General features: G+C 62.7%; 22 protein-coding genes. 20 read left to right on the plus strand and 2 right to left on the minus strand.

Features of this window, described 5'->3' with window-relative positions; all coding sequences use genetic code 11:
* Positions 1 to 23 precede the first annotated feature (23 nt).
* A complete protein-coding gene (locus P0Y64_14945) occupies positions 24 to 506 on the plus strand; it encodes a hypothetical protein (GenBank protein WEK42661.1) in 483 nt (160 codons plus the stop codon).
* 82 nt (positions 507 to 588) lie between these two features.
* Here the strand turns inward: P0Y64_14945 and P0Y64_14950 are convergent, their stop codons facing one another.
* Entirely contained in the window at positions 589 to 1,809 is a 1,221-nt protein-coding gene (locus tag P0Y64_14950; protein WEK42662.1) for an NADP-dependent isocitrate dehydrogenase, read from the minus strand.
* A 141-nt stretch (positions 1,810 to 1,950) separates the two neighbouring features.
* Between P0Y64_14950 and P0Y64_14955 the strand changes: the two genes are divergently transcribed.
* The 15 genes from P0Y64_14955 (at position 1,951) to P0Y64_15025 (ending at position 15,857) form a co-directional block, all read left to right on the plus strand.
* Positions 1,951 to 2,685 carry a phosphatidylserine decarboxylase gene (locus P0Y64_14955; protein ID WEK42663.1) on the plus strand — a complete coding sequence of 245 codons (735 nt, stop codon included), beginning with the start codon at positions 1,951 to 1,953 and terminating at the stop codon, positions 2,683 to 2,685.
* A gap of 37 nt (positions 2,686 to 2,722) precedes the next feature.
* The gene (locus P0Y64_14960; GenBank protein ID WEK42664.1) at positions 2,723 to 3,514 is read left to right on the plus strand and encodes a phosphatidylcholine/phosphatidylserine synthase; all 792 of its coding nucleotides are present in this window, start codon (positions 2,723 to 2,725) and stop codon (positions 3,512 to 3,514) included.
* Between the two features lie 472 nt (positions 3,515 to 3,986).
* The gene (gene rpsB / locus P0Y64_14965; GenBank protein WEK42665.1) at positions 3,987 to 4,772 is read left to right on the plus strand and encodes a 30S ribosomal protein S2; all 786 of its coding nucleotides are present in this window, start codon (positions 3,987 to 3,989) and stop codon (positions 4,770 to 4,772) included.
* A 135-nt stretch (positions 4,773 to 4,907) separates the two neighbouring features.
* Positions 4,908 to 5,855, plus strand: coding sequence for a translation elongation factor Ts (gene tsf / locus P0Y64_14970; GenBank protein WEK42666.1), 948 nt, complete (start codon positions 4,908 to 4,910; stop codon positions 5,853 to 5,855).
* Positions 5,856 to 6,116: 261 nt separating this feature from the next.
* On the plus strand, positions 6,117 to 6,848 hold the full coding sequence (gene pyrH, locus P0Y64_14975; protein WEK42667.1) for a UMP kinase: 732 nt from the start codon (positions 6,117 to 6,119) through the stop codon (positions 6,846 to 6,848).
* Positions 6,848 to 7,405 (plus strand): ribosome recycling factor, encoded by a 558-nt coding sequence (frr, locus tag P0Y64_14980; GenBank protein ID WEK42668.1) that lies wholly within the window; start codon positions 6,848 to 6,850, stop codon positions 7,403 to 7,405. Before pyrH ends, frr begins: the two co-directional genes overlap by 1 nt.
* 100 nt (positions 7,406 to 7,505) lie before the next feature.
* Complete coding sequence (gene uppS / locus P0Y64_14985; protein WEK45066.1) at positions 7,506 to 8,174, plus strand: polyprenyl diphosphate synthase; 669 nt, start codon at positions 7,506 to 7,508, stop codon at positions 8,172 to 8,174.
* A 47-nt stretch (positions 8,175 to 8,221) separates the two neighbouring features.
* On the plus strand, positions 8,222 to 8,962 hold the full coding sequence (locus P0Y64_14990) for a phosphatidate cytidylyltransferase (GenBank protein ID WEK45067.1): 741 nt from the start codon (positions 8,222 to 8,224) through the stop codon (positions 8,960 to 8,962).
* Entirely contained in the window at positions 8,959 to 10,116 is a 1,158-nt protein-coding gene (locus P0Y64_14995) for a 1-deoxy-D-xylulose-5-phosphate reductoisomerase (protein WEK42669.1), read from the plus strand. The genes P0Y64_14990 and P0Y64_14995 overlap by 4 nt, the downstream gene beginning before the upstream one ends.
* Positions 10,113 to 11,246: an RIP metalloprotease RseP gene (gene rseP / locus P0Y64_15000; GenBank protein WEK42670.1), complete on the plus strand. Its 1,134-nt coding sequence runs from the start codon at positions 10,113 to 10,115 to the stop codon at positions 11,244 to 11,246. The genes P0Y64_14995 and rseP overlap by 4 nt, the downstream gene beginning before the upstream one ends.
* A 109-nt stretch (positions 11,247 to 11,355) precedes the next feature.
* Positions 11,356 to 14,031, plus strand: a complete 2,676-nt coding sequence (gene bamA, locus P0Y64_15005) for an outer membrane protein assembly factor BamA (protein ID WEK45068.1) — start codon at positions 11,356 to 11,358, stop codon at positions 14,029 to 14,031.
* Positions 14,031 to 14,669, plus strand: a complete 639-nt coding sequence (locus P0Y64_15010; GenBank protein WEK42671.1) for an OmpH family outer membrane protein — start codon at positions 14,031 to 14,033, stop codon at positions 14,667 to 14,669. The genes bamA and P0Y64_15010 overlap by 1 nt, the downstream gene beginning before the upstream one ends.
* The gene (gene fabZ, locus P0Y64_15015; protein ID WEK42672.1) at positions 14,666 to 15,148 is read left to right on the plus strand and encodes a 3-hydroxyacyl-ACP dehydratase FabZ; all 483 of its coding nucleotides are present in this window, start codon (positions 14,666 to 14,668) and stop codon (positions 15,146 to 15,148) included. Before P0Y64_15010 ends, fabZ begins: the two co-directional genes overlap by 4 nt.
* Before the next feature lie 101 nt (positions 15,149 to 15,249).
* Positions 15,250 to 15,480, plus strand: a complete 231-nt coding sequence (gene rpmE, locus P0Y64_15020; protein WEK42673.1) for a 50S ribosomal protein L31 — start codon at positions 15,250 to 15,252, stop codon at positions 15,478 to 15,480.
* A gap of 44 nt (positions 15,481 to 15,524) precedes the next feature.
* Positions 15,525 to 15,857 carry a PilZ domain-containing protein gene (locus P0Y64_15025; GenBank protein WEK42674.1) on the plus strand — a complete coding sequence of 111 codons (333 nt, stop codon included), beginning with the start codon at positions 15,525 to 15,527 and terminating at the stop codon, positions 15,855 to 15,857.
* 122 nt (positions 15,858 to 15,979) lie between these two features.
* Here P0Y64_15025 and P0Y64_15030 read toward each other — a convergent pair whose 3' ends face one another.
* Complete coding sequence (locus P0Y64_15030) at positions 15,980 to 16,444, minus strand: Hsp20 family protein (protein WEK45069.1); 465 nt, start codon at positions 16,442 to 16,444, stop codon at positions 15,980 to 15,982.
* Positions 16,445 to 16,654: 210 nt separating this feature from the next.
* Here P0Y64_15030 and P0Y64_15035 point away from each other — a divergent pair, with 210 nt between their 5' ends.
* The 4 genes from P0Y64_15035 to P0Y64_15050 all read left to right on the plus strand — a co-directional run bounded on the left by P0Y64_15035 (position 16,655) and on the right by P0Y64_15050 (position 21,982).
* Positions 16,655 to 19,129: a TonB-dependent receptor gene (locus P0Y64_15035; protein ID WEK42675.1), complete on the plus strand. Its 2,475-nt coding sequence runs from the start codon at positions 16,655 to 16,657 to the stop codon at positions 19,127 to 19,129.
* A 345-nt stretch (positions 19,130 to 19,474) separates the two neighbouring features.
* On the plus strand, positions 19,475 to 20,725 hold the full coding sequence (locus P0Y64_15040; protein ID WEK42676.1) for a lipoprotein-releasing ABC transporter permease subunit: 1,251 nt from the start codon (positions 19,475 to 19,477) through the stop codon (positions 20,723 to 20,725).
* Entirely contained in the window at positions 20,718 to 21,392 is a 675-nt protein-coding gene (locus P0Y64_15045) for an ABC transporter ATP-binding protein (protein ID WEK42677.1), read from the plus strand. Before P0Y64_15040 ends, P0Y64_15045 begins: the two co-directional genes overlap by 8 nt.
* On the plus strand, positions 21,389 to 21,982 hold the full coding sequence (locus P0Y64_15050; GenBank protein WEK42678.1) for a GNAT family protein: 594 nt from the start codon (positions 21,389 to 21,391) through the stop codon (positions 21,980 to 21,982). The genes P0Y64_15045 and P0Y64_15050 overlap by 4 nt, the downstream gene beginning before the upstream one ends.
* Positions 21,983 to 21,994 lie beyond the last annotated feature (12 nt).

The raw sequence follows: 21,994 nt of genomic DNA on the forward strand, positions 1-21,994 counted from the left end.
CAGATATTCGCAGGAGGGGTTTGATGATCGTTTTGTTGCTTGCCCAGGCCGCCGTGCACCCAGCGCCGCCGCCGCCGCCGGTCATAATCACCACCGTCCCTCGTTTACCCTCCGAGCAGGGAATCACGCGCCCCCGCATCCGCGTTGCCGTCTCCGTTCGTGCGCCGGAAGGGGTGTTGTGGAGCGGGGCCTTATGGGTGTCGCCGCGCGGTCTGGCGAGTTGGCGGCAGAATATGATGGAGGCGCAGGCCGATGAATGCATGCCACAAAACGGGTTCCGTAGCAGCACCGCGAACGAACTGAACGTACAGTTGAGTGTCCTGCCATTGGTGGATCCCGCCGGCGACGAACGAATATCGGTGAATGTGCGATGGAGTCGACCGGCCTCATCGCCATGTGGCGGAAGCCGCATTGTTGAACTGCAGGAGCAGGCTCGGCTCGATAAACGCGGTCCGACGATCCTGAAAGGCGATGGTGGCCTGGTGGTAGAACTGCGCCGGGACTGATCGGGCCGACCGGAATGAAAAAAGCCGGCGCCCACATCCACGTGAGCACCGGCTTTTTCCTTATTCCTTAAACAGTTGGCGATCAGGCCCAGCTGGCCATCTTCGCCTCGAGGTTCTGGCGGACCTTCTCGAAGAACTGCTCGGTGGTCATCCACTTCTGATCCGGGCCGATCAGGATCGCGAGATCCTTGGTCATGTCGCCCGCCTCGACGGTCTCGACGCAGACCCGCTCCAGCGTCTCGGCAAAGCGCGTGACGTCGGGCGTGTTGTCGAACTTGCCGCGATACTTGAGGCCGCCGGTCCAGGCGAAGATCGACGCGATCGGGTTGGTCGAGGTCGCCTTGCCCTGCTGATGCTGGCGATAGTGGCGGGTGACGGTGCCGTGCGCCGCCTCTGCCTCGATCGTCTTGCCGTCCGGCGACATCAGCACCGAGGTCATCAGGCCGAGGCTGCCGAAGCCCTGCGCGACCTGATCCGACTGCACGTCGCCATCATAGTTCTTGCAGGCCCAGACGAATTCGCCGTTCCACTTCAGCGCGCTGGCGACCATGTCGTCGATCAGGCGATGTTCGTAAACGATGCCAAGTTCCTTGAACTTGTCCTTGAATTCGGCCTCAAAAACGTCCGCGAAGATATCCTTGAAACGCCCGTCATAGGCCTTGAGGATGGTGTTCTTGGTCGACAGATACACCGGCCACTTGCGGTTGATGCCGTAGTTCAGCGACGCGCGAGCGAAGTCGCGGATCGATTCGTCGAGGTTGTACATGCCCATCGCGACACCGGCGCCGGGGAAGTTGAACACTTCCTCCTCGATCACGTCGCCATTCTCGCCTTCCCACTTCATGGTCAGCTTGCCCTTGCCGGGCACGAGGAAGTCGGTGGCCTTGTACTGATCGCCGAATGCGTGGCGGCCGACGACGATCGGGTGGGTCCAGCCCGGGATCAGGCGGGGCACGTTGCGCATCACGATCGGCTCGCGGAACACGACGCCGCCCAGGATGTTGCGGATCGTGCCGTTCGGCGACTTCCACATCTTCTTGAGGCCGAATTCCTCGACGCGCGCCTCGTCCGGGGTGATCGTCGCGCACTTCACGCCGACGCCATACTTCTGGATCGCCTTCGCGCTGTCGATCGTCACCTGATCGTCGGTCGCGTCGCGATGCTCGACGCCCAGATCGTAATAATCGAGATCGATATCGAGATACGGCTTGATCAGGCGCTCACGAATCCATTCCCAGATGATCCGGGTCATTTCGTCGCCGTCGATCTCCACGACGGGGGTTTTCACCTTGATCTTCGCCATGTCCAATTCCTTGTAAGGGGAGGTTTGGCGAGCGCGATAGGAGGAAGGGCGCGGGGGATCAACCATTGGCCGCCGCTATCGCTCGTGCAAAATGCATATGTCTGCGTTGTGCGTAACGACTCGCGCGGCTACATCGCGACAATGCCATCACTAGATAAGCCGGAAGGCCCGGGCCTTCCCGTCACCACCACCGTCAAATGGCGCTTTCCCGCCGTTCACCCCGAGGGGCAGAAGTTCGTCGCGATCGCGTTCGGCCTCACGCTACTGCTGACGATCGTTTCGAATATCTTCTTTTGGCCGATGCTTGGGCTGACCATCTGGGTCGCGGCGTTCTTCCGCGATCCGGTGCGCACCACGCCGCGCGGCGACGATCTGGTCGTCGCACCCGCTGACGGGTTGATCACGATGATCCAGCGCGTGCCGGTGCCGCGCGAGCTGGTCGGCGAACTCGGCACCGATCCGATGGTGCGGGTGTCGATCTTCATGTCGGTGTTCGACGTGCACATCAATCGCGCGCCGATCGCGGGGACGATCAAGCAGGTCGTTTATATTTCCGGCAAGTTCCTCAACGCCGATCTCGACAAGGCGTCCGAAGACAATGAGCGTCAGCATTTCGTCGTCGAGGGTTATGATGGTCGCCGCGTCGGCTTCACGCAGATCGCCGGGCTTGTCGCACGGCGCATCGTCGGTTTCGCCAAGGTGGGGGATATCGTCACGGTGGGCCAGCGCGTCGGCCTGATTCGCTTCGGCAGCCGCGTCGACGTCTTCCTTCCCGAAGGGTGTGAGCCGCAGGTCGCGCTCGGTCAGCGTTCCGTCGCCGGGGAGACGGTGATCGGCCGTTATGGCGTTTCTGCCGTAACCGGGACTGCGCAATGATCCTCTTTGCCCTGAACTCCGGGCGAGGCGCCTGCGGATGAGTGTACCGCCTCGTCGGTTGCGCGGTTTGCCGTTGCGCGCGGTATTGCCCAATGCGGTGACCGCGCTCGGGCTCTGTGCCGGGCTTTCGGGTATCAGGTTCGCCATTTCGGGCTGGTGGGAACTCGCGGTGGCGATGATCCTGCTCGCCGGCGTGCTCGACGGGCTCGATGGCCGTATCGCCCGAATGGTGCGCGGTCAGAGCCGGTTCGGGGCGGAGCTCGATTCGCTGGCCGACGCGATTTCCTTCGGGGTTTCGCCGGCGCTGATCCTCTATCTCTGGTCGCTCTCCGCTCTGCCGCGTTTCGGCTGGATGGCTTCCTTGATGCTCGCCGTTTTTTGCGCGCTGCGTCTGGCGCGCTTCAACGCCAATATCGATGTGACGGAGCAGCCGCATAAATCGGCGGGTTTCCTGACCGGCGTGCCGGCGCCGGCGGGGGCGGGGCTTGCCCTGCTGCCGATGTTCCTGTGGTTCTGGACTGGTGAACCGCTGTTGCGCTCCCCCTATGTCGTCGCACCCTGGACTGCGCTGGTCGCCGTGCTGATGGTATCGAGCCTGGCGACTTATTCCTGGGGATCGCTGCGATTGCGCCGGAACATTCGTTTCGAGGCACTGGCGGTGGTGGTGCTCTTCGGGGCTGCCGCCATATCCGCCCCGTGGCACACCTTCACCGCCTTGAGCGTCGCCTATCTGCTCGCAATCCCGTTCAGCATGGCCAGCTACGCGCGCGTCAGGCGGCTGCGCGCCACGACGCAGCCGAGCGAGCCGGGGACGCTCCCCGACGCCTGACGATATTGCGGCGCTCCCCGCGCGCTATTTCGAGTGCGGGGAGGATCGGCATCGGCGACTGTCCGATCAGGGCGAGCCGGATCTTGTGCAGATTCGGCCCCACGGTTTCGACGATGGCATAGGCCGAGATACCCAGTGCGGCGCCAAAGGTCGCGATTGCGAGCAGAAACATCATCTTCGCCTCCTGTCCGGCCGGCCCACCGTGCGGTGTGCGGACCCGTTCATGCGTCGGAGGAAGCGATCTCTTTACCGCGCCAACCCTGAGGAAGTTGCGGGAATGAAAGAGTGTTCGCGCTCCGTTCTCACGATGTGTTCCATATTTGTTCCAACGCGTCAAGCGATTGCTTTTCGGTTCGAGGTGCGCTAACGGCGCGCCCTCAACCCCGCATGGGAAGCATCATCACCGGTGCGCAGGCTTTCAGCCGAGCGTCATTCTCGCTTCCCAGAGGCTTAACCGGAAAGGAATTATCCTATGGCGGCACCTGTCGTCACCATGCAGCAGCTCATCGAAACCGGCGCGCACTTCGGCCACCAGACTCACCGCTGGAACCCGAAGATGAAGCCCTACATCTTCGGTGACCGCAACGGCGTTCACATCATCGATCTGTCGCAGACCGTGCCGCTGTTCGCACGCGCGCTGGAATTCGTTTCGTCGACCGTCGCCGCTGGCGGCAAGGTTCTGTTCGTCGGCACCAAGCGCCAGGCGCAGGAGCCGATCGCTGATTGCGCGCGTCGCGCCGGCCAGCATTTCGTCAACCACCGCTGGCTGGGCGGCATGCTCACCAACTGGAAGACGATCTCGAACTCGATCAAGCGCCTGAAGAGCCTTGAGGAGCAGCTGTCGGGCAACACCGCCGGCCTCACCAAGAAGGAAGTGCTTCAGCTCACCCGTGAGCGTGACAAGCTCGAGCTGTCGCTCGGCGGCATCCGCGACATGGGCGGCATCCCGGACGTGATGTTCGTGATCGACGCCAACAAGGAAGAGCTGGCGATCAAGGAAGCCAACACGCTCGGCATCCCGGTCGTCGCGATCCTCGATTCGAACGTGTCGCCGGACGGCATCGCATTCCCGGTGCCGGCGAACGACGACGCGAGCCGCGCGATCCGCCTGTATTGCGAAGCGGTGGCGATTGCGTCCACCCGCGGCAATCAGGAGCAGCAGCGTCGCGGCGGTGCCGATATCGGCGCGATGGCCGAGCCGCCGGTCGAGCAGGCGGTGGCGGTCGAAACCGCGCCTGTCGCCGAAGCTGAAGCATAATTGAAACATGGCCGGCCTACGGGCCGGCCTTATCTTCCGTCCGGCCGAGCTTGTCGGCGCGCTTTGCGATCCCACTTTGGGTGGAGCGCCCGCCGACAGGAATGGGCGACGGCTTTACAAATCGAGGACATGGACATGGCCGACATCACGGCTTCGATGGTCAAGGATCTGCGCGAAAAGAGCGGCGCAGGCATGATGGACTGCAAGAAGGCGCTCGGCGAGACCGGCGGCGACATGGACGCGGCGCTTGACTGGCTGCGCACCAAGGGCCTCGCGGCCGCTGCCAAGAAGTCCAGCCGCACCGCGGCCGAGGGTCTCGTTGGTATCGAGGTCAGCGGCACCAAGGGTGCGGCGGTCGAGGTGAATTCCGAGACCGACTTCGTTGCGAAAAACGATCAGTTCCAGACCTTCGTTCGCGACGTCACCTCCGTCGCGCTCGAAATGGGCGACGATCTGGCGACGATCAAGGCGGCCCCGCTCGGCGGCAAGACCGTCGAGGACGTGCTGACCACGAATATCGCGACGATCGGTGAGAACCAGAACCTGCGCCGTGCGAAGCGGCTTGAGGTGTCGAAGGGCGCCGTCGTGGGCTATGTCCACAATCAGCAGGCGCCTGGCATGGGCAAGATCGGCGTGCTCGTCGCGCTCGAGAGCGATGCGTCGGATGACGTGCTCCAGAGCCTCGGCAAGCAGCTCGCGATGCATGTCGCGGCGGCCTTCCCGAAGGCGCTGAACGAAAGCGATCTGGACGAGGAAGAGATCGAGCGCGAGCGCGCGATCGCGACCGAAAAGGCGGCCGAGAGCGGCAAGCCGGCCGACATCATCGCCAAGATGGTGGAAGGCTCGATCGCCAAGTATCGCAAGGAACATGCGCTGGTCAGCCAGCTGTTCGTGATGGACGGCAAGACCAAGATCAGCGACGTTGTTGCCAAGGCGGGCAAGGACGCCGGCGCGACGATCGTGCTGAAGGACTATGTTCGCTTCCAGCTCGGCGAAGGCATCGAGAAGGAACAGTCGGATTTCGCAGCTGAAGTGGCCGCCGCATCGGGCGTGCCGCAGAAGCAGACCGAACCGACCTCGTAAGTCGAAAATTAGGGGAGGGGCGCAACCCCTCCCTTCTCCATCGCCCCGGTCCTGAGCCGGGGGCAGCGTGCCGCAGGCATTGGCGCAAGAGACCTTGTGCGATGCCGTTGGGCCGATAGCCCCCCGCACATGGCCGGGGCGACGTTTATCTGGCGCCTGCCGTTTGTCCGCCTCTAACCATCCGGCGATCTATTCGATGGTTGCGGGCCAATCACGCCCCGCCTAAGGTTCGGCGCCTTGTCTCCAGCAGCTTCGGAACGCATGACCAGCCCACGCTACAAACGCATCCTCCTGAAACTTTCGGGCGAAGTCCTGATGGGAGAGGGGGGCAAGACGATCGATCCGGAAGTCACCGCGCGCGTGGCGGAGGAGATCGCTGGCGTTAAGGCCGAGGGATATGAATTGTGCGTCGTCGTCGGGGGCGGCAACATCTTCCGCGGTCTGGCCGCTGCGGCGCAGGGTTTCGAGCGCGGCACCGCCGATTACATGGGCATGCTCGCCACGGTGATGAATGCGCTGGCGGTGCAAAACGCGCTGGAGCAGATCGGCGTGGATACGCGGGTTCAGTCCGCGATCCCGATGCAGTCTGTGTGCGAGCCTTTCATCCGTCGTCGCGCGGAGCGGCACCTCGAAAAGGGGCGCGTGGTGATTTTCGCGGCGGGCGTCGGTTCTCCGTTCTTCACCACGGATAGCGGCGCCGCGTTGCGGGCCGCCGAAATGAATTGCGACGCCTTGTTCAAGGGCACCTCGGTCGATGGCGTCTATGATGCCGATCCCAAGAAGGTGCCGACTGCAAAGCGTTATGAAACCGTAGGTTATGATACGGTTCTCTCAAAGAATCTGAAGGTTATGGATGCAAGCGCGGTGGCGCTGTGTCGTGACAGCAATATCCCGATCGTCGTCTTCAATATCCGCGAACACGGCAATTTTGCCGCCGTGCTGCGCGGTGAAGGGGTGTCGACGGTCGTTCGCAACGAACAGGAGACGAAATAATGGCGGCCTATGACAAGGCGGACCTGGAGCGCCGTATGCACGGGGCGGTGGAATCGCTGAAGGGTGATCTCAGCGGCCTGCGGACTGGTCGCGCGTCGGTTTCCCTGCTCGATCCGGTGACGGTAGAGGTTTATGGCGCGCATATGCCGCTCAACCAGGTCGCGACCGTTTCCGCGCCAGAGCCGCGGATGCTGTCGGTGCAGGTGTGGGACAAGTCGAACGTCGGCCCGGTCGAAAAGGCGATCCGCTCGGCCGGTCTCGGCCTCAATCCGATCAACGACGGCCAGACGCTGCGTCTGCCGATCCCCGATCTGACCGAAGAGCGCCGCAAGGAACTTGCGAAGCTCGCCGGGCAATATGCTGAAAAGGCTCGCGTTGCCGTGCGCAACGTGCGTCGTGACGGGATGGATGCGCTTAAGACCGACGAGAAGAAGGGCGTGTTCGGCGAGGACGATCGCAAGCGCCATGAAACCGAGGTGCAGAAGCTGACCGACAGCACGATCGCCGATATCGATGCGACGGCGGCGTCGAAGGAAAAGGAAATCCTCGGCAAGTGATCGTAAGTCGCGGCCCCGTTTCGATCAGGTGGTTTCTGTGAGCAGCGCCCCGGCTCTCGCGAGCGGTGGCGCTGTGTTGCCGCGCCATGTCGCGATCATCATGGATGGCAACGGGCGCTGGGCGAAGAAGCGTTTTCTGCCGCGTGTCGCCGGGCACCGCGCCGGCGTTGAGGCGGTGCGCGCGGTCAGCCGCGCGGCGCGCGCGATGGGGATCGAGGCGCTGACGCTCTACGCTTTCTCCAGCGAGAATTGGCGGCGGCCGGAGGAGGAGGTGGGCGACCTGATGGGTCTGCTGCGCCTGTTCATCCGTTCCGATCTGGCGGAATTGGTGCGGGAGAATGTCCGCCTGCGCGTGATCGGCGATTTCCGGCGCTTTCCGGGCGACGTGGTCGGTTTGATTGACGATGCGATCGCGCGCACGGCGGCGAATACCGGACCGTTGCTGGTGATCGCGCTCAATTATGGTGGGCAGGCGGAGCTGACCGCCGTGACGCAGCGGCTGGCGGAGCGCGCGGTCGCCGGTGAGCTCGATCCGGCGTCGATCGATGTCGGCATGATCGAGGCCGAGCTGGAGACACGCGAGCTTCCGCCGCTCGATCTGCTGATCCGCACGTCGGGCGAGCATCGCCTGTCCAATTTCCTGCTGTGGCAGGCGGCCTATGCCGAATTGCTGTTCATCGATGCGCTGTGGCCCGATTTCGGCGCGGCGGAGCTAGAAGCGGCGGTGGCCGATTTCGGCCGGCGTCAGCGACGGTTCGGAGGCCTGTGACGGAAAAAGGTTCCGACCTGCCGAAGCGTGCGCTGGCGGGCATCGTGATGATCGGCGTCGCGCTCGGCGCGCTGTTGCTGGGAGGGATTGCCTTCTGGTTGCTCGCGGTGGTGGGCGCGCTGGTGATGATGTCCGAATGGGGCGCGCTCCATGGGGCGTCGGCGCGCGAGACGCGGCTGGCGCAATTCGCGCTTTCCGTGCCGCTCGCGACGATGGCCCCGGCATCGTTGATCATCCAGCCGCATGACTTTTTCTCGCTTGGCCTGATCGGTGGCGCTGCGTTCTTCGTCATCATCGTCACGCGACGCCCGCAATTGGCGGCTGGCGTGATCTATTGCGGCCTTCCCGTGCTCGCGCTGGTGTTCATCCGGCATCAGCAGGAGGGGATCGTATTCGCGCTCTGGGCGCTTGCACTGGTTTGGGCGTGCGACATCGGCGCCTATTTCGCGGGTCGCGCGATCGGCGGACCGAAGCTCGCGCCCGCGATCAGCCCGAACAAGACCTGGGCAGGTCTGATCGGTGGCGTCGCCGCGGCGAGCGCCTTTGGAGCTTTCATGCACTGGCAATACGGCCTGCCGTGGCGGATGACGCTTGCCACCCCCGCGCTGGCGGTGTTGGCGCAAAGCGGCGATCTCTACGAAAGCTGGCTCAAGCGCCGCGCCGGGGTGAAGGATTCCGGCACGCTCATTCCCGGTCATGGCGGGGTCATGGATCGTCTCGACGGGCTGGTGCCGGTCGCGCCGGTCGCCGCCTTCCTGATCGCCCTCCCACATTTTTATCCGTCATGAGAACGGTCTCTATCCTTGGCGCGACAGGCTCCGTCGGCACTTCGACGCTGGACCTGGTAGAGCGCGCGCCGGAGCAATTCCGCGTCGTCGCGCTGACCGCCAATCGCGACGTGGCGAAGCTCGCGGCGACGGCGATCCGCACCCGGGCCGAACGCGCCGTCGTCGCGGACGAAGCATGCCTGCCCAAACTGCGTGAGGCGCTCGCCGGTACGGGGATCGCCACGGCCGGCGGCGCGGAGGCGGTGTCCGAGGCGGCATCGCTGGGCGCGGACGTGACGGTTGCGGCGATCGTCGGCTGTGCGGGGCTCAAGCCGGTGATGGCCGCGATCCGCGCGGGCGGCACGATCGCGCTCGCCAATAAAGAGGCGCTGGTTTCCGCTGGTGACGTCATGAAGGTCGCAATCGCCGATCATGGCGCAACGCTGCTGCCGGTCGACAGCGAGCACAATGCGATCTTCCAGTGTCTCGATGCCCGGTTGGCGCACCGCGTCCGCCGCATCATTCTGACCGCGAGCGGTGGCCCGTTCCGTGATCGACCGCTCGCCGAGATGGCGGCGATCACCCCGGCGCAAGCGGTGGCCCATCCCAATTGGTCGATGGGCGCGAAAATCTCCGTCGATTCGGCGACGATGATGAACAAGGGGCTGGAACTGATCGAGGCATTCCACCTCTTTCCGCTCCGCCATGACCAGATCGATATCGTGGTGCATCGCCAGTCGGTGATCCATTCGATGGTCGAATATGTCGATGGCTCGACCCTGGCGCAGCTCGGCACGCCCGATATGCGCACGCCGATCGCTTATGCGCTGGCATGGCCCGATCGGATGGCGACACCTGGCGAACCGCTGGATCTCGCGCGGGTCGGTCGCCTCGATTTCGAAGCGCCTGATGCGGTGCGCTTTCCCGCGCTGGCGCTTGCGCGATCGGCGCTGGAGGCGGGCGGTGCCCGTCCGGCGATACTGAATGCGGCGAACGAGGTGGCGGTTGCGGCCTTTCTCGATGGCCGCGCCGGGTTCCTCGAAATTGCCGCAATCGTTGACGATACGTTGCAACGCTTCGATCCGCCCGCGCCTAAAACGCTCGACGCGGTGCTGGATATCGACCGCGAGGCGCGGCGATTGGCGGCGGAGCGTGTGAAGGAACGCGTCGCTTGATCCAATCCCCGGGCCTTCTGCTGACGCTGCTGGCATTCGTGCTGGTGATCGGTCCGCTCGTCTTCGTGCACGAGCTGGGTCATTATCTCGCCGCGCGCATTTTTGGCGTAAAATCAGACGTGTTTTCAATCGGCTTTGGCCGCGAGGTCGCTGGCTGGACCGATCGTCGCGGTACGCGCTGGAAGGTCGGTTGGATGCCCCTGGGCGGCTATGTCCGCTTCGCGGGCGATATGAACGTCGTCAGCCAGCCCTCGGCCGAATGGCTGGCATTGCCGGCGGGGGAGCGTCAGCGCACCTTTCAGGCGAAGCCGGTATGGCAACGTGCGATCATCGTCGCGGCCGGCCCGTTCGTGAATTTTCTTGCGGCGATCCTGATCCTCGCCGGATTCGCCATGGCTTATGGCGACAGCGTCACCCCGACGACGGTGGGCGCCACGGTGCCGGGGTCGGTCGCGGCGAAGGTCGGGCTTGCGGCGGGCGATCGCATCACCGCATTGGGCGGCCGTTCCGTCGAAACCTTCGACGACATGGTTCGATACGTAAAGATCCGTCCGGGTGAGACGATCCGCATCGATTATGTGCGCGACGGCACCGCACATTCCCTGCCGGTGACGGTTGGCGAGCTTCATCAGCGCGATCGGTTCGGCAACGACTTTCGCGTCGGGCTGCTCGGCGTGGTGCCGACAACGCCGGTTTTCCGGCACGTCGGCCTGTTCGAGGCTCCGCTGGTCGCTGTGCGGCATACGGGCGACATCGTCTCCGTGATGGTGGAAACGGTCGGGCAGGTTATTTCCGGCCGGCGCTCGGTGAAGGAATTGGGCGGCCCGCTTTCGATTGCCAAGGTTTCCGGCGAACAGATCACGCTGGGGCCGGAGGCGTTTGTTTTCCTGATCGCGCTTGTGTCGATCAATCTCGGGTTCATCAATCTGCTGCCAGTTCCAATGCTGGATGGCGGACACCTGCTCTTTTATGCGATCGAGGCGGTGCGGCGCAGGCCGGTGGAACCAGAGGTGCAGGAATGGGCCTATCGCGGTGGATTGGCGGCGATTCTTGCGCTGATGTTGCTGGTTACGTTCAATGATCTGGGCAATTTGGGCCTGTGGCACAGCCTCGCTGGCTTGATCGGTTGATCAAGGTGGGGCAGGGCGCGCGGCACGCGGTCGATAAGGGTGTGGATTGGTGACGGCTTTGACTATTACTCTTCGCCCGCAATCGGTGGCGTTGCTCCTCGCCGGCTCGATGCTTGCGGGTGTGCCCATCGCGGCCGCCGCGCAAACCGCGTCGCCCAAGGAACCGGCCGCTCGGCCCGCGCCCAAGACGGCTGCGCCCGCTGCGGCGCCGGTCGTCGCGGCGCCGGCGCCTACGCCGGCCGTGGTGCGTACGATCCGTACGTTGCGGGTCGACGGATCGCAGCGCATCGAGCCGGAAACGGTGTTGAGCTATACCAAGCTGCGCATCGGCGATTCCTATACGAACGAGACGCTCGATCAGGCGATCAAGGATCTCTACGCCAGCGATCTCTTCGCAGACGTTACGGTGGCGGGTGCGGAAACCGGCGATATCGTGCTGCGCGTGCGCGAAAACCCGATCATCAACAGGGTGATCCTTGAGGGCAACAAGCGCCTCAAGGAAGATAAGATCACCAAGGAGATCAAGCTCAAGCCACGCCAGATCTTCACCCGCACCGCGGTGCGGCAGGATGTGGCGCGGATCATCGAGCTTTATCGCCGTCAGGGTCGTTTCGCCGCCAGCGTCGATCCGAAGATGGTCAATCTCGACCAGAATCGCGTCGATGTCGTGTTCGAGATCAGCGAAGGGCCGAAATCCAAGGTCCGTCAGATCAACATCATCGGCAACGAGGTGTTCTCCGACGACAAGATCCGGTCGCAGATGGCGACGAAGCAATCGCGTTTCTTCCGCTTCATGTCGTCGAACACGTCGTACGATCAGGATCGCCTGTCATACGATCAGCAGAAGCTGCGCCAATTCTATCTGACCAACGGCTATGCCGATTTCCGCGTCACCAGCGCGGTGGCGGAGCTGACGCCGGACAAGCGTGATTTCATCATCACTTATGTCGTGGAAGAAGGTCCGCGCTACAAATTCGGTGATGTGGCGGTCGACAGCGACATCCGCGATTTCGACAACAAGCGCATGGCGCAGACGCTCTCGATCAAGAAGGGCGACTGGTATGATGCGAAAAAGGTCGAAGACACGGTCGACAGCCTCAGCCAGACGGCGGGCCTGTTTGGTTACGCTTTCACCGACGTAAACCCCGAATTCCAGCGCGATCGCGACGCGCTGACCATGTCGATCAATTTCCACATCGGTCAGGCGCAGCGTACGTACGTCGAGCGCGTAGAGATCACCGGAAACACCCAGACGCAGGACAAGGTGATCCGGCGCGAGGTCCGTCTTGCCGAGGGGGATGCGTTCAACAGCTTCCAGGTGAAGCGTTCGACCGACCGTATCAACAGCCTCGGTTATTTCCAGGACAAGTTCGAGATCAAGCAGACGCCTGGCTCCGCGCCCGATCGCGTGGTGCTCGAGGCGAACGTCGAGGAAAAGGCTACCGGCCAGCTCCAGCTCTCGGCAGGTTATTCGAGCCTCGAGCGCTTCATCGTGCAGGCGAACATCACCCAGTCGAACTTCCGCGGCAAGGCGCAGGAACTTCGCGCGGGCGTCAATTATTCGGCCTATTCCAAGTCGGTGGAACTCGGCTTTACCGAGCCGTATCTGTTCGACAAGAATATCGCATTGGGCGTGGACGTGTTCCGCCGCGACTATAACGCGTTCAACTATCTTGGGACTGATCGGCAGACGACGTATAGCCAAACGTCGACCGGTTTCCAGGTTCGCGCGGGCGTGCCGCTTACCGAATATTGGTCGCTCTCCGGACGCTACGGCCTGTCCTATGATGAGGTCGGGCTCGATCAGGCGACCTTCTATACTAACGGCGTGTGCGATCCGCTGAAGGCCGGTCGCTACCTCTGTGATTCACTTGGCAACCGGCTTACCTCGTCCGTCGGTTATTCGCTGATCTACAACAGCCTTAACAGCCGCCTGCGTCCGACGGCCGGCACGCGTTTCTCGTTCAGTCAGGACTTCGCCGGTCTGGGCGGAGACGTGCGCTATATCCGCACGCGTGCGGAAGGCGCGAAATATTGGGGGATCGGCAAGGGCTTCGTCCTGTCGGTCGTGGGCGAGGGCGGCTTCATCAAGTCGCTCGAAAGCAGCCGCGGCCCGGGCATCGATTCGGTACGTATCACCGATCGTTTCTACCTGGGCGAGCCGCAGTTCCGTGGTTTCGACATTCGTGGCGTCGGCCCGCGCGTTCTGCGCCAATATTATACGACCGATTCCTCGGGTAAGCAGGTGCTGGTCACCGATCGCAACCAGATCGTCGACGATGCGCTGGGCGGCAATGCATATTATCTCGGCCGGCTTGAGCTGGAGATTCCGCTCGGCTCCGGCGCGCGTGAGCTGGGGTTGCGGCCGTCGATCTATGTGCAGGCGGGTAGCCTGTGGAGCATCAAACGGCCGCTGCCGACGGCGGTGTTCCCGGTCGCAGCGGACGGCACGGTTCTGCCTTTGCCGCAGATGAATGCCAGCGGCCAGCCGCTCTACAGCTACACGCTGGCGAGCGGCGCCATCGCGACCACCACTTGCGCGGCCGGCCTCCCGGATCCGAGCGGCAAGTGTAACGGCATCATTCCGAACAGCGCATTGATCGCATCGCAACCGTTCAAGGAAACCTTCTACGGCGGCACGGCCAGCCCGCGTCTGTCGATCGGTTTCGGTGTGAACTGGACGTCGCCATTCGGCCCGCTCCGCATCGACGTCGCCAAGGCGCTGCTAACTCAGCCGGGCGATGACAAGAAGCTCGTAACTTTCAACGTAGGGACCCAGTTCTGATGAATAGCACGAAGATCATGTTGATCGCCGCGTCGCTTGTAGCGCCGGGCGCACTTCTCGCGGGCGCGGCCCAGGCGCAGGTCGCCGGCGTAGCAGTCGTGGATCCCGATGGCGCGGTGGCGGGCAGCAACGCCTGGAAAACGGCTGCGGGCCAGCTTCAGACCACGTACAAGGCGACGCTGGATCAGGCCGAGGCGCGCCGTCAGGCGATCTCGAACGAGCTTCAGCCGCTGGTGACGAAGCTCCAGAACGACCAGAAGGCGAATGTGGCGCAGGCTCAGCTCCAGACGCAGGTTCAGTCGATCCAGACGAAGGAACAGGCGGGTAACGCTGAGCTTCAGCGGATCACGATGCCTTATGCCCGTGCGCGCGCCTATGCGATCGAGCAGATTCAGCAGCAGCTGAAGCCGGCGATCGACGCGGCCGCGACGCGCAAGAAGGCGAGCATCGTGCTCGGCCCGAACGACGTCGTTCATCTCGATCCGGCAGGCGATCTGACGGCCGACGTGACGACCGAGCTTAACCGCCTCGTTCCCAGCGTGAGCATTGCACCGCCGGCGAACTGGCAGCCGGGCCAGCAGGGCCAGCAGGCTCCCGCGCCGGCACCCACCAACACGAAGCAGCCGCAGGGCCGGTGAGCGAGGCGGAAGCGACGGGCGGGTCGATTGGCCCGCTCGACATTGGCCGGGTGATGGCGGCACTGCCGCATCGTTATCCGATGCTGCTGGTCGATCGCGTCGAGGAACTCGTCCTCGACCGATCGATCGCCGCGATCAAGGCGGTGACCTTCAACGAAGGCTTCTTCCAGGGGCATTTCCCCGGCCGGCCGATCATGCCGGGCGTATTGATCGTCGAGGCGTTGGCGCAGGCCGCCGGTGTTCTCGCGGTGGAAAGTCTTGGGCTCGCGGGATCGGGCAAGCTCGTCTATTTCATGGCGATCGAGAATGCGAAGTTCCGCAAGCCGGTTGAGCCGGGCGTGCTGCTTCGTCTCGAGGTGGAGTTCGTGCAGAAGCGCAGCAGCGTCTGCAAGTTCGCCGGCGTCGCGAAGATCGATGGGGTCGTTGTCGCAGAGGCGAACTTCACCGCGATGATCGCGGATCCGCCAAAAGCAGCCTGAACCACGGCCGACGTTGATTTTGACTTTGCGGGGCGCCTGCGCTAGGCGCCCCGCTTCCTTTCCGGCTGGTCGGTAACCAGCCAAACCCAAGGACTGATGACGTGAAAAAAGACATCCATCCCGATTACCACATGATCAAGGTGCAGATGACCGACGGCACCGTGTTCGAAACTCGCTCCACCTGGGGCAAGGAAGGCGACACGATGCAGCTGGACATCGATCCGCTGGCGCATCCGGCATGGACCGGCGGCCGCGGCCAGATGCTCGACGCTGGTGGTCAGGTTGCGCGCTTCAACAAGCGTTTCGGCGGTGGTCTTACGCTCCGCAAGTAACGTCGTTAACGCGGCTTTAGGCATGTCGGGCTAACCTGCCCGACATGTTTGCAGCCGAATTCGAGCCAGCCACAAATGATATCCGGCGCCGCAGCCCGCGTGCGCCGGTTTCGTTTGATTCCGCCATCGGTCCTGGCGGTATCGCCCGCGCCTTATGCAAGGTGATCGACCTTTCGATCCACGGCGCGCGGCTCAGTACCTATTCGGCGCTCCGCAAGGGCATGGCGATCTGGCTGACCCTTCCCGAAATCGGGCGCGTTGGCGCGGATGTGATGTGGGCGGATGATTTCGCCGCAGGCTGTCGCTTCCACGCGCCGCTTGACCCGACCATCTTCGAGCAATTGTTGCAGCGCGACGGCCATATCGCTGCACATTGAGCCGCCGGATTTCCGGCCGCCAGCCGCGCTCTCTCAATTACAAGTTAGGCGCCCGGACCTTTCGGCCCGGACGCCCCGACGCCTCGGAAAGGGAGCAAGGAGGCGCCGATCTTCTCTCGATGTCAGGCGGCTTTCGCGCCTTTCGCCTCGGTTTCGACCGCAGCGAGCGGCGCTCCGGTCTTGATGGCGATCGACTTCGGTTTCATCGCTTCCGGCACCTCACGGACCAGATCGACGATCAGAAGCCCGTCATTCAACCGGGCGTCCTCCACGAACACGAAATCGGCGAGTTCGAAACGCCGTTCGAAGCTGCGATTGGCGATGCCGACGTGCAGAAATTGAGCGCCGTCCTGCGCCTCATTCTTGCGTCCCGCGACGAGTAACAGATTTTGCTGCGCGGTGATTTCAATCTCGTCGCGGCTGAACCCGGCCACCGCGAGTGTGATGCGGTAGCGATCTTCAGCGAGCCGCTCGAGATTGAAGGGGGGATAATTGTCCGCAGCCGAGCGCGCATTGGTTTCCAGCAGGTCGAACAGTCGATCGAAACCAATCGTCGAGCGGCGGTAAGGAGTGAGGTCGAGTCGCATATCAAAGCCTCCGAGTTGAGCGAATTGACGACATGAAACGCCCGATAATCGCGGCGTTCCGCGCGGCCCAATCAGTGGCACCGCGCAACTGAAAGATGGTATCAGGTATGAAGTTTTCAAGCGGGTAGGCTTAAATCCTACTTTCTTGGTCGGGATTGAATCCTGGGTTAGCATCGACGTCGACAATCAGCTTGGGTTCAGGGGAAAACCATGTCGATCACGTTCGCGTTGCTAGCCGTCGCCGCTCAGGCCGTTCCGGCCAACGACCAGTCGCCTTCCGCGTCGCCGCAACAGGCTGGACAGGCGACGGAGGCGCCCGATGAGCCCGGACGGCTCGGCCCCGCGCAGCAGGGTGGCGGGGACATCGTCGTCACCGCACGGCGTCGCGCGGAGACGGTGCAGAGCGTGCCGATCGCCATATCGGTGATCGGGGGCACCGCGCTGGCCGATACCGGCGCCTATAATGTGGGGCGATTGACCCAGCTTCAGCCATCTCTGCAATTCTATTCAAGCAACCCGCGCAATTCGGCCGCGAACATCCGCGGCCTTGGCGCGCCGTTCGGCCTTACCAACGACGGGATCGAGCAGGGCGTCGGCATCTATGTCGATCAGGTTTACTACAGCCGTATCGCGTCGGCTACGTTCGACTTTACCGATACCGAACGGATCGAAATTCTGCGCGGGCCGCAAGGCACGTTATATGGCAAGAACACTACCGCCGGCGCGATCAACATCACATCGCGCAAACCGAGCTTTGATACCGAAGCACGCTTCGAGCTTAGCGGCGGCAATTACGATTTTCTTCAGGCGAAGGGGTCGATCTCCGGCCCGATCGTCGGCGATGTCGTCGCCGCGCGCCTTTCCGCATCCTTCACGACGCGGCGTGGTACGATCTGGAATACCACGCAGAACCAATGGCAGAACAGTCAGGACAATCTCAGTCTGCGCGGGCAGATGCTGTTTCAGGCGGCGCCGAACCTCGATATCACGCTCTACGCCGATTATAACCGGCAGGCGCCAACCTGCTGCGTGCAATATTACGCGCGCGTCGCGCCCACGCAGCGGCCATTGAACCGGCAATATGCGGCATTGGCCGCGGCGGCAGGCTACACCGTGCCATCCACCGATGCCTTCGACCGGGTGACGGACGTCGACACGCCATTGCGCGCGGAACAGAAACTCGGCGGCGCGTCCGCCGTGGCGAACTGGGATCTGGGCCCGGCGACCCTGACCTTGGTTACCGCGTGGCGCTTCTGGAATTGGAACCCCTCGAACGACCGCGATTTCATCGGGCTGCCGATCACCACCGTTTCGGCCAATCCGTCGCAGCAGGACCAATTCAGCCAGGAACTGCGCCTCGGTTCGAACGGCAAACATATAATCGATTACACGGTGGGCCTGTTCTATTTCTACCAGAAGATCGACACGCAGGGCTTGCAAATGCAGGGGCCGGCCGCGAGCGCGTGGCTGCTCAACCCGACCAGCGCAAACGCCAAGAATCCGGCCGTACTGAATGGCCTTAGCTCGCGGAACACGATCGGATTCAGGAATACATCGGCTGCGTTGTTCGGCAAACTGACCTGGCATGTAACCGATGCATTTTCGATCTCGCCTGGTGCCCGGTTGAACTATGATAAAAAGGAGGGCGCCTATCTGTCGTCAGTGACCACGGGTGCTGGTGCGGTGCTCAGTTGCACCTCTGCGGCGCAGGCGGCGAGCGGCGTTGTGAAGGATCAGTGCTCGGTATTGGCGCCACAGAGCTATGCGCCGACGTTCGACAACTGGAACCTTTCTGGCGACATTACCGCGGCCTATCAATTCTCCCCGGATATCCACAGCTATGCGACCTTCGCGCGGAGCTACAAGTCGGGCGGTATCAATCTGTCCGGCCTGCCGCTGGATGCGAACAATAGTCCGATTCTCTCCACCGCCACGGTGAAGCCGGAGAAGGTCAACCACTTCGAACTGGGGCTGAAGACGCAATTGTTCGATCGTCGGGCGACGATCAATCTCGCCGGCTTCTGGACCGATATCTACGATTATCAGGCGACCGTGAACAATTATCAGCTCGCGGTGCTGCGCGGCTATCTTGCCAATGCCGGCAAGGTGCGGACGCGCGGGATCGAGCTGGATTCGGCGTTCCGCCCCACTTCTGGCCTCAACCTTTACGCCAATGCGGCTTTCACCGACGCGAAATATATCCGCTTCGTCAACGCACCGTGCGCACCTGAATTGTCGGGTGGGACCGCGCTGCCGATCGTAAACGGCCAGATCGTAGGCACACCTGCGCCGGCCGGCACGCCCGGCAACAGCGCGCCCTATTGCAACATCTCCGGTCAACGGTTGCCGGGCGTATCGAAATGGGCGTTCAGTTACGGCGTGGAGTATAATCGGCCGGTCGGCGACGGGCAGGTGTATTTCGGTTATGACGGCAGCTACCGTTCTGATTTTTCATCGAATCCGTCGGAATCGGCTTATATGAATGTCAACGGTTATTCATTGTCGAACTTCCGCCTTGGCTATCGCAAGGGTGACAAATTCAACGTCTTCGCCTGGGTCCGTAATGCGTTCAATCAGAACTATTATGAGCTGCTCGCGACACAATCCGGCAGTACGGGGCTGATCGTTGGGCAACCAGGTGATCCACGAACCGTCGGCCTGACGCTGTCGTTCGGAACACACTGAGGGACGGTGCGGTCGGTAACCCAGTCACCGGCCGCATTTCTCGTGCCACGTTGCCCTGAAACGACAAACGCCCGGATCGGTATTCCGACCCGGGCGCCTGCGTGACGATCGCTCGTCAGCCCCCTTATCCAGTCGCTGCCGACATGCTTCGGTGACGAAGCGAGGCGGCGACATTCCCCGAACCACGGCCGTATTCGCCTGTGTGCCAGTACCCGTATTGCTACCGGCTAAGGGCAAGGGGTGTCGATGAAAATGAACCTTAGCTAAACCGATTATCCCCCCCCTGTGGTGATTTCGCCACAGCCCCCGTTGCCAGCGGCGGGATCGCCCGATAGACGACTGAACATGATGCTGTCGCGCTATGAACGGATGATCGCGCGACGCTATCTCCTCCCCGGCAAGGGGGAGCGATTTATCGTTCTCGTTGCGGGTTTCAGCCTTGGCGCGGTGATGCTGGGCGTCGCCGCGCTGGTCATCGTGATGAGCGTGATGAATGGCTTCCGCGCGGAGCTGTTCGACAAGATCGTCGGGCTCAACGGTCACGCCGTCGTGCAGGGCATCGATGGACGTCTCCCCGATTGGCAGCAGGTGGCGCGTTGGGCGAAGGATACGCCGGGGGTCACCAGCGCGGTCCCGCTGATCGAACAGCCACTGATGTCTTCATACAATGGCCGGGTCGAAGGCGTGCTGGTTCGCGGTATGCGCGTGTCAGACATCCGTTCCAATGCCACGATTGGGCAGAAGGTCGTCGCGGGTTCGCTCGATGAGTTGAAACCGGGCAGCAACCGGGTGGCGATCGGTGCGCGGCTTGCGGAAGCGCTGGGCGCTACGGTTGGCTCCGAGATCACCCTGATCAATCCAGCGGGCCAGTCGACCCCGTTCGGCACAGTGCCACGCTATGTTAACTATACCGTGGCGGCGATCTTCGAGATCGGCGTGTACGATTACGACAAGGCCTATGTGATCATGCCGATGGAGGATGCGCAAACGCTTCTCCTGCTGGGTGACAATGTCGGCATGATCGAATTGCAGACCGACAATCCGGACAAGGTCGGCCAAATCCTCGCTCCGTTGGCGCAGAAGGTCGGCCGACTGGCGGTGATTTCGGACTGGCGACAGATGAACGCGCAATTGTTCGACGCTCTGGCGGTCGAGCGGGTGGCGATGTTCACCGTGCTCTGCATCATCATTCTGGTCGCCGCATTCAATATCGCCAGTTCGCTGATCATGCTGGTGCGCGCCAAGACGCGCGACATTGCGATCATGCGCACGATGGGCGCGACGCGTGGCGCGATGATGCGCATCTTCATGACGGTGGGCGTTACGATCGGTGCGCTGGGCATCGTTGCCGGGCTCGTACTGGGTGCGATCTTCCTGTTCTATCGTCAGGCGGTGGTTAATTTCGTGCAGCTCGTGACCGGGCAGAATTTGTGGGATCCTTCGATCCGCTACCTCACAGAGCTGCCGTCAAAGCCCGATCCGGTGGAGATCGTCGCGATCGTGCTGATCACCGCGCTGATGACGCTGCTTGCCACGCTCTATCCCGCATATAAGGCGGCGAGCACCGATCCGGTGCAGGTGTTGCGTTATGAGTGACGCGATCCTCGAAACCCGTGGCCTTGCGCGCAGCTTCACTCAGGGTGACCAGACGATCCATGTGCTGCGCGGCGTGAACCTTAGTGTCGCGCCGGGTGAGATCGTGGCGCTGCTCGGGCCGTCCGGTTCAGGCAAGTCGACATTGTTGCAGGCGGTTGGCCTGCTTGAGGGCGGTTTCGAGGGTTCGATCCGGATCGCGGGAGAGGAAGCTGCAAGGCTCGATCCGCATGGGCGCACCGTCGTGCGGCGAGATCATCTTGGCTTCGTCTATCAGTTTCATCACTTGCTGCCGGATTTCGATGCGCGCGAGAATGTCGTGCTGCCGCAATTGATCCATGGCGCGACACAGGTGGAGGCGGACGCGCGCGCCGATGCCTTGCTCACCGCGCTCGGCCTCGGGCATCGCCTGACGCACCGGCCGAGCCAGCTTTCCGGCGGCGAGCAACAGCGCGTCGCCGTCGCGCGCGCGCTGGCCAACCGCCCGGCCTTGGTGCTGGCGGATGAACCCACCGGCAATCTGGATGAGCATACCGCTGATGTGGTGCTTGCTGAATTCCTGCGGCTGGTGCGCGGGGAGGGTTCCGCGGCGCTGGTCGCGACGCACAACGAACGGCTGGCGGCAAAGATGGATCGGGTCGTCCGGCTGCATGACGGCGTGTTGCAATGAACGTCTGGCATGATCAGCCGACTCTGCGCGGCGATCATGTAACGCTGCGTCCGGTAAAAATGGAGGATCGCGATGCCCTTGTCGCGGCGGCGGCGGATGGCGATCTGACCGGGCTGTTCTTCACCAATGTTTCGTCGCTTGCGGATCCGGACGCGTTCATGGCGGCTATGTTCCGCGAGCGCGACTATGGCCGCTCGATGCCCTTCGCGGTGGAAACGCCGGACGGACGCATCGTCGGTCTCACGCGCTATCTGCGGATGAATGAGGCGAACCGGCGGGTGGAGATTGGTGGCACTTTCTATTCGCATTCGGTGCAGCGTACGGGCGTCAATACCGAGGCGAAGAAGCTACTGCTGACGCACGCCTTCGAAGTACTGGGCTGTAATGCGGTCGAAATCCGCACCGATTGGTTCAACCGCAACTCGCAGCGAGCGATCGAACGGCTCGGCGCGAAACGTGATGGCGTGTTGCGATCGCATCAAATGCTGAACGGGCGGGTGCGCGATCTGGTGGTTTATTCGATCATCGCTTGCGAATGGCCCGGTGTGCGTGTCAATCTGGAGTACCTGCTGGCGCGCCATCAGGTTTGAACAAAGGAGCGG

The organism is Candidatus Sphingomonas colombiensis, from assembly GCA_029202845.1.
GTDB classification, from domain to species: domain Bacteria; phylum Pseudomonadota; class Alphaproteobacteria; order Sphingomonadales; family Sphingomonadaceae; genus Sphingomonas; species Sphingomonas colombiensis.

What these genes read in the sequence shown, in the direction of transcription:
- P0Y64_15030 (WEK45069.1), bottom strand. Translation starts at nt 16,444, where the DNA reads ATGCGACTCGACCTCACTCCTTACCGCCGCTCGACGATTGGTTTCGAT.
- P0Y64_15025 (WEK42674.1), top strand. Translation starts at nt 15,525, where the DNA reads ATGTTTGCAGCCGAATTCGAGCCAGCCACAAATGATATCCGGCGCCGC.
- P0Y64_15010 (WEK42671.1), top strand. Translation starts at nt 14,031, where the DNA reads ATGAATAGCACGAAGATCATGTTGATCGCCGCGTCGCTTGTAGCGCCG.
- P0Y64_14995 (WEK42669.1), top strand. Translation starts at nt 8,959, where the DNA reads ATGAGAACGGTCTCTATCCTTGGCGCGACAGGCTCCGTCGGCACTTCG.
- tsf (WEK42666.1), top strand. Translation starts at nt 4,908, where the DNA reads ATGGCCGACATCACGGCTTCGATGGTCAAGGATCTGCGCGAAAAGAGC.
- P0Y64_14990 (WEK45067.1), top strand. Translation starts at nt 8,222, where the DNA reads ATGATCGGCGTCGCGCTCGGCGCGCTGTTGCTGGGAGGGATTGCCTTC.
- rpsB (WEK42665.1), top strand. Translation starts at nt 3,987, where the DNA reads ATGGCGGCACCTGTCGTCACCATGCAGCAGCTCATCGAAACCGGCGCG.
- P0Y64_15045 (WEK42677.1), top strand. Translation starts at nt 20,718, where the DNA reads ATGAGTGACGCGATCCTCGAAACCCGTGGCCTTGCGCGCAGCTTCACT.
- bamA (WEK45068.1), top strand. Translation starts at nt 11,356, where the DNA reads ATGCTTGCGGGTGTGCCCATCGCGGCCGCCGCGCAAACCGCGTCGCCC.
- P0Y64_15035 (WEK42675.1), top strand. Translation starts at nt 16,655, where the DNA reads ATGTCGATCACGTTCGCGTTGCTAGCCGTCGCCGCTCAGGCCGTTCCG.
- P0Y64_14945 (WEK42661.1), top strand. Translation starts at nt 24, where the DNA reads ATGATCGTTTTGTTGCTTGCCCAGGCCGCCGTGCACCCAGCGCCGCCG.
- P0Y64_15050 (WEK42678.1), top strand. Translation starts at nt 21,389, where the DNA reads ATGAACGTCTGGCATGATCAGCCGACTCTGCGCGGCGATCATGTAACG.
- P0Y64_14960 (WEK42664.1), top strand. Translation starts at nt 2,723, where the DNA reads ATGAGTGTACCGCCTCGTCGGTTGCGCGGTTTGCCGTTGCGCGCGGTA.
- P0Y64_14955 (WEK42663.1), top strand. Translation starts at nt 1,951, where the DNA reads ATGCCATCACTAGATAAGCCGGAAGGCCCGGGCCTTCCCGTCACCACC.
- frr (WEK42668.1), top strand. Translation starts at nt 6,848, where the DNA reads ATGGCGGCCTATGACAAGGCGGACCTGGAGCGCCGTATGCACGGGGCG.
- uppS (WEK45066.1), top strand. Translation starts at nt 7,506, where the DNA reads ATGGATGGCAACGGGCGCTGGGCGAAGAAGCGTTTTCTGCCGCGTGTC.
- P0Y64_15040 (WEK42676.1), top strand. Translation starts at nt 19,475, where the DNA reads ATGATGCTGTCGCGCTATGAACGGATGATCGCGCGACGCTATCTCCTC.
- pyrH (WEK42667.1), top strand. Translation starts at nt 6,117, where the DNA reads ATGACCAGCCCACGCTACAAACGCATCCTCCTGAAACTTTCGGGCGAA.
- P0Y64_14950 (WEK42662.1), bottom strand. Translation starts at nt 1,809, where the DNA reads ATGGCGAAGATCAAGGTGAAAACCCCCGTCGTGGAGATCGACGGCGAC.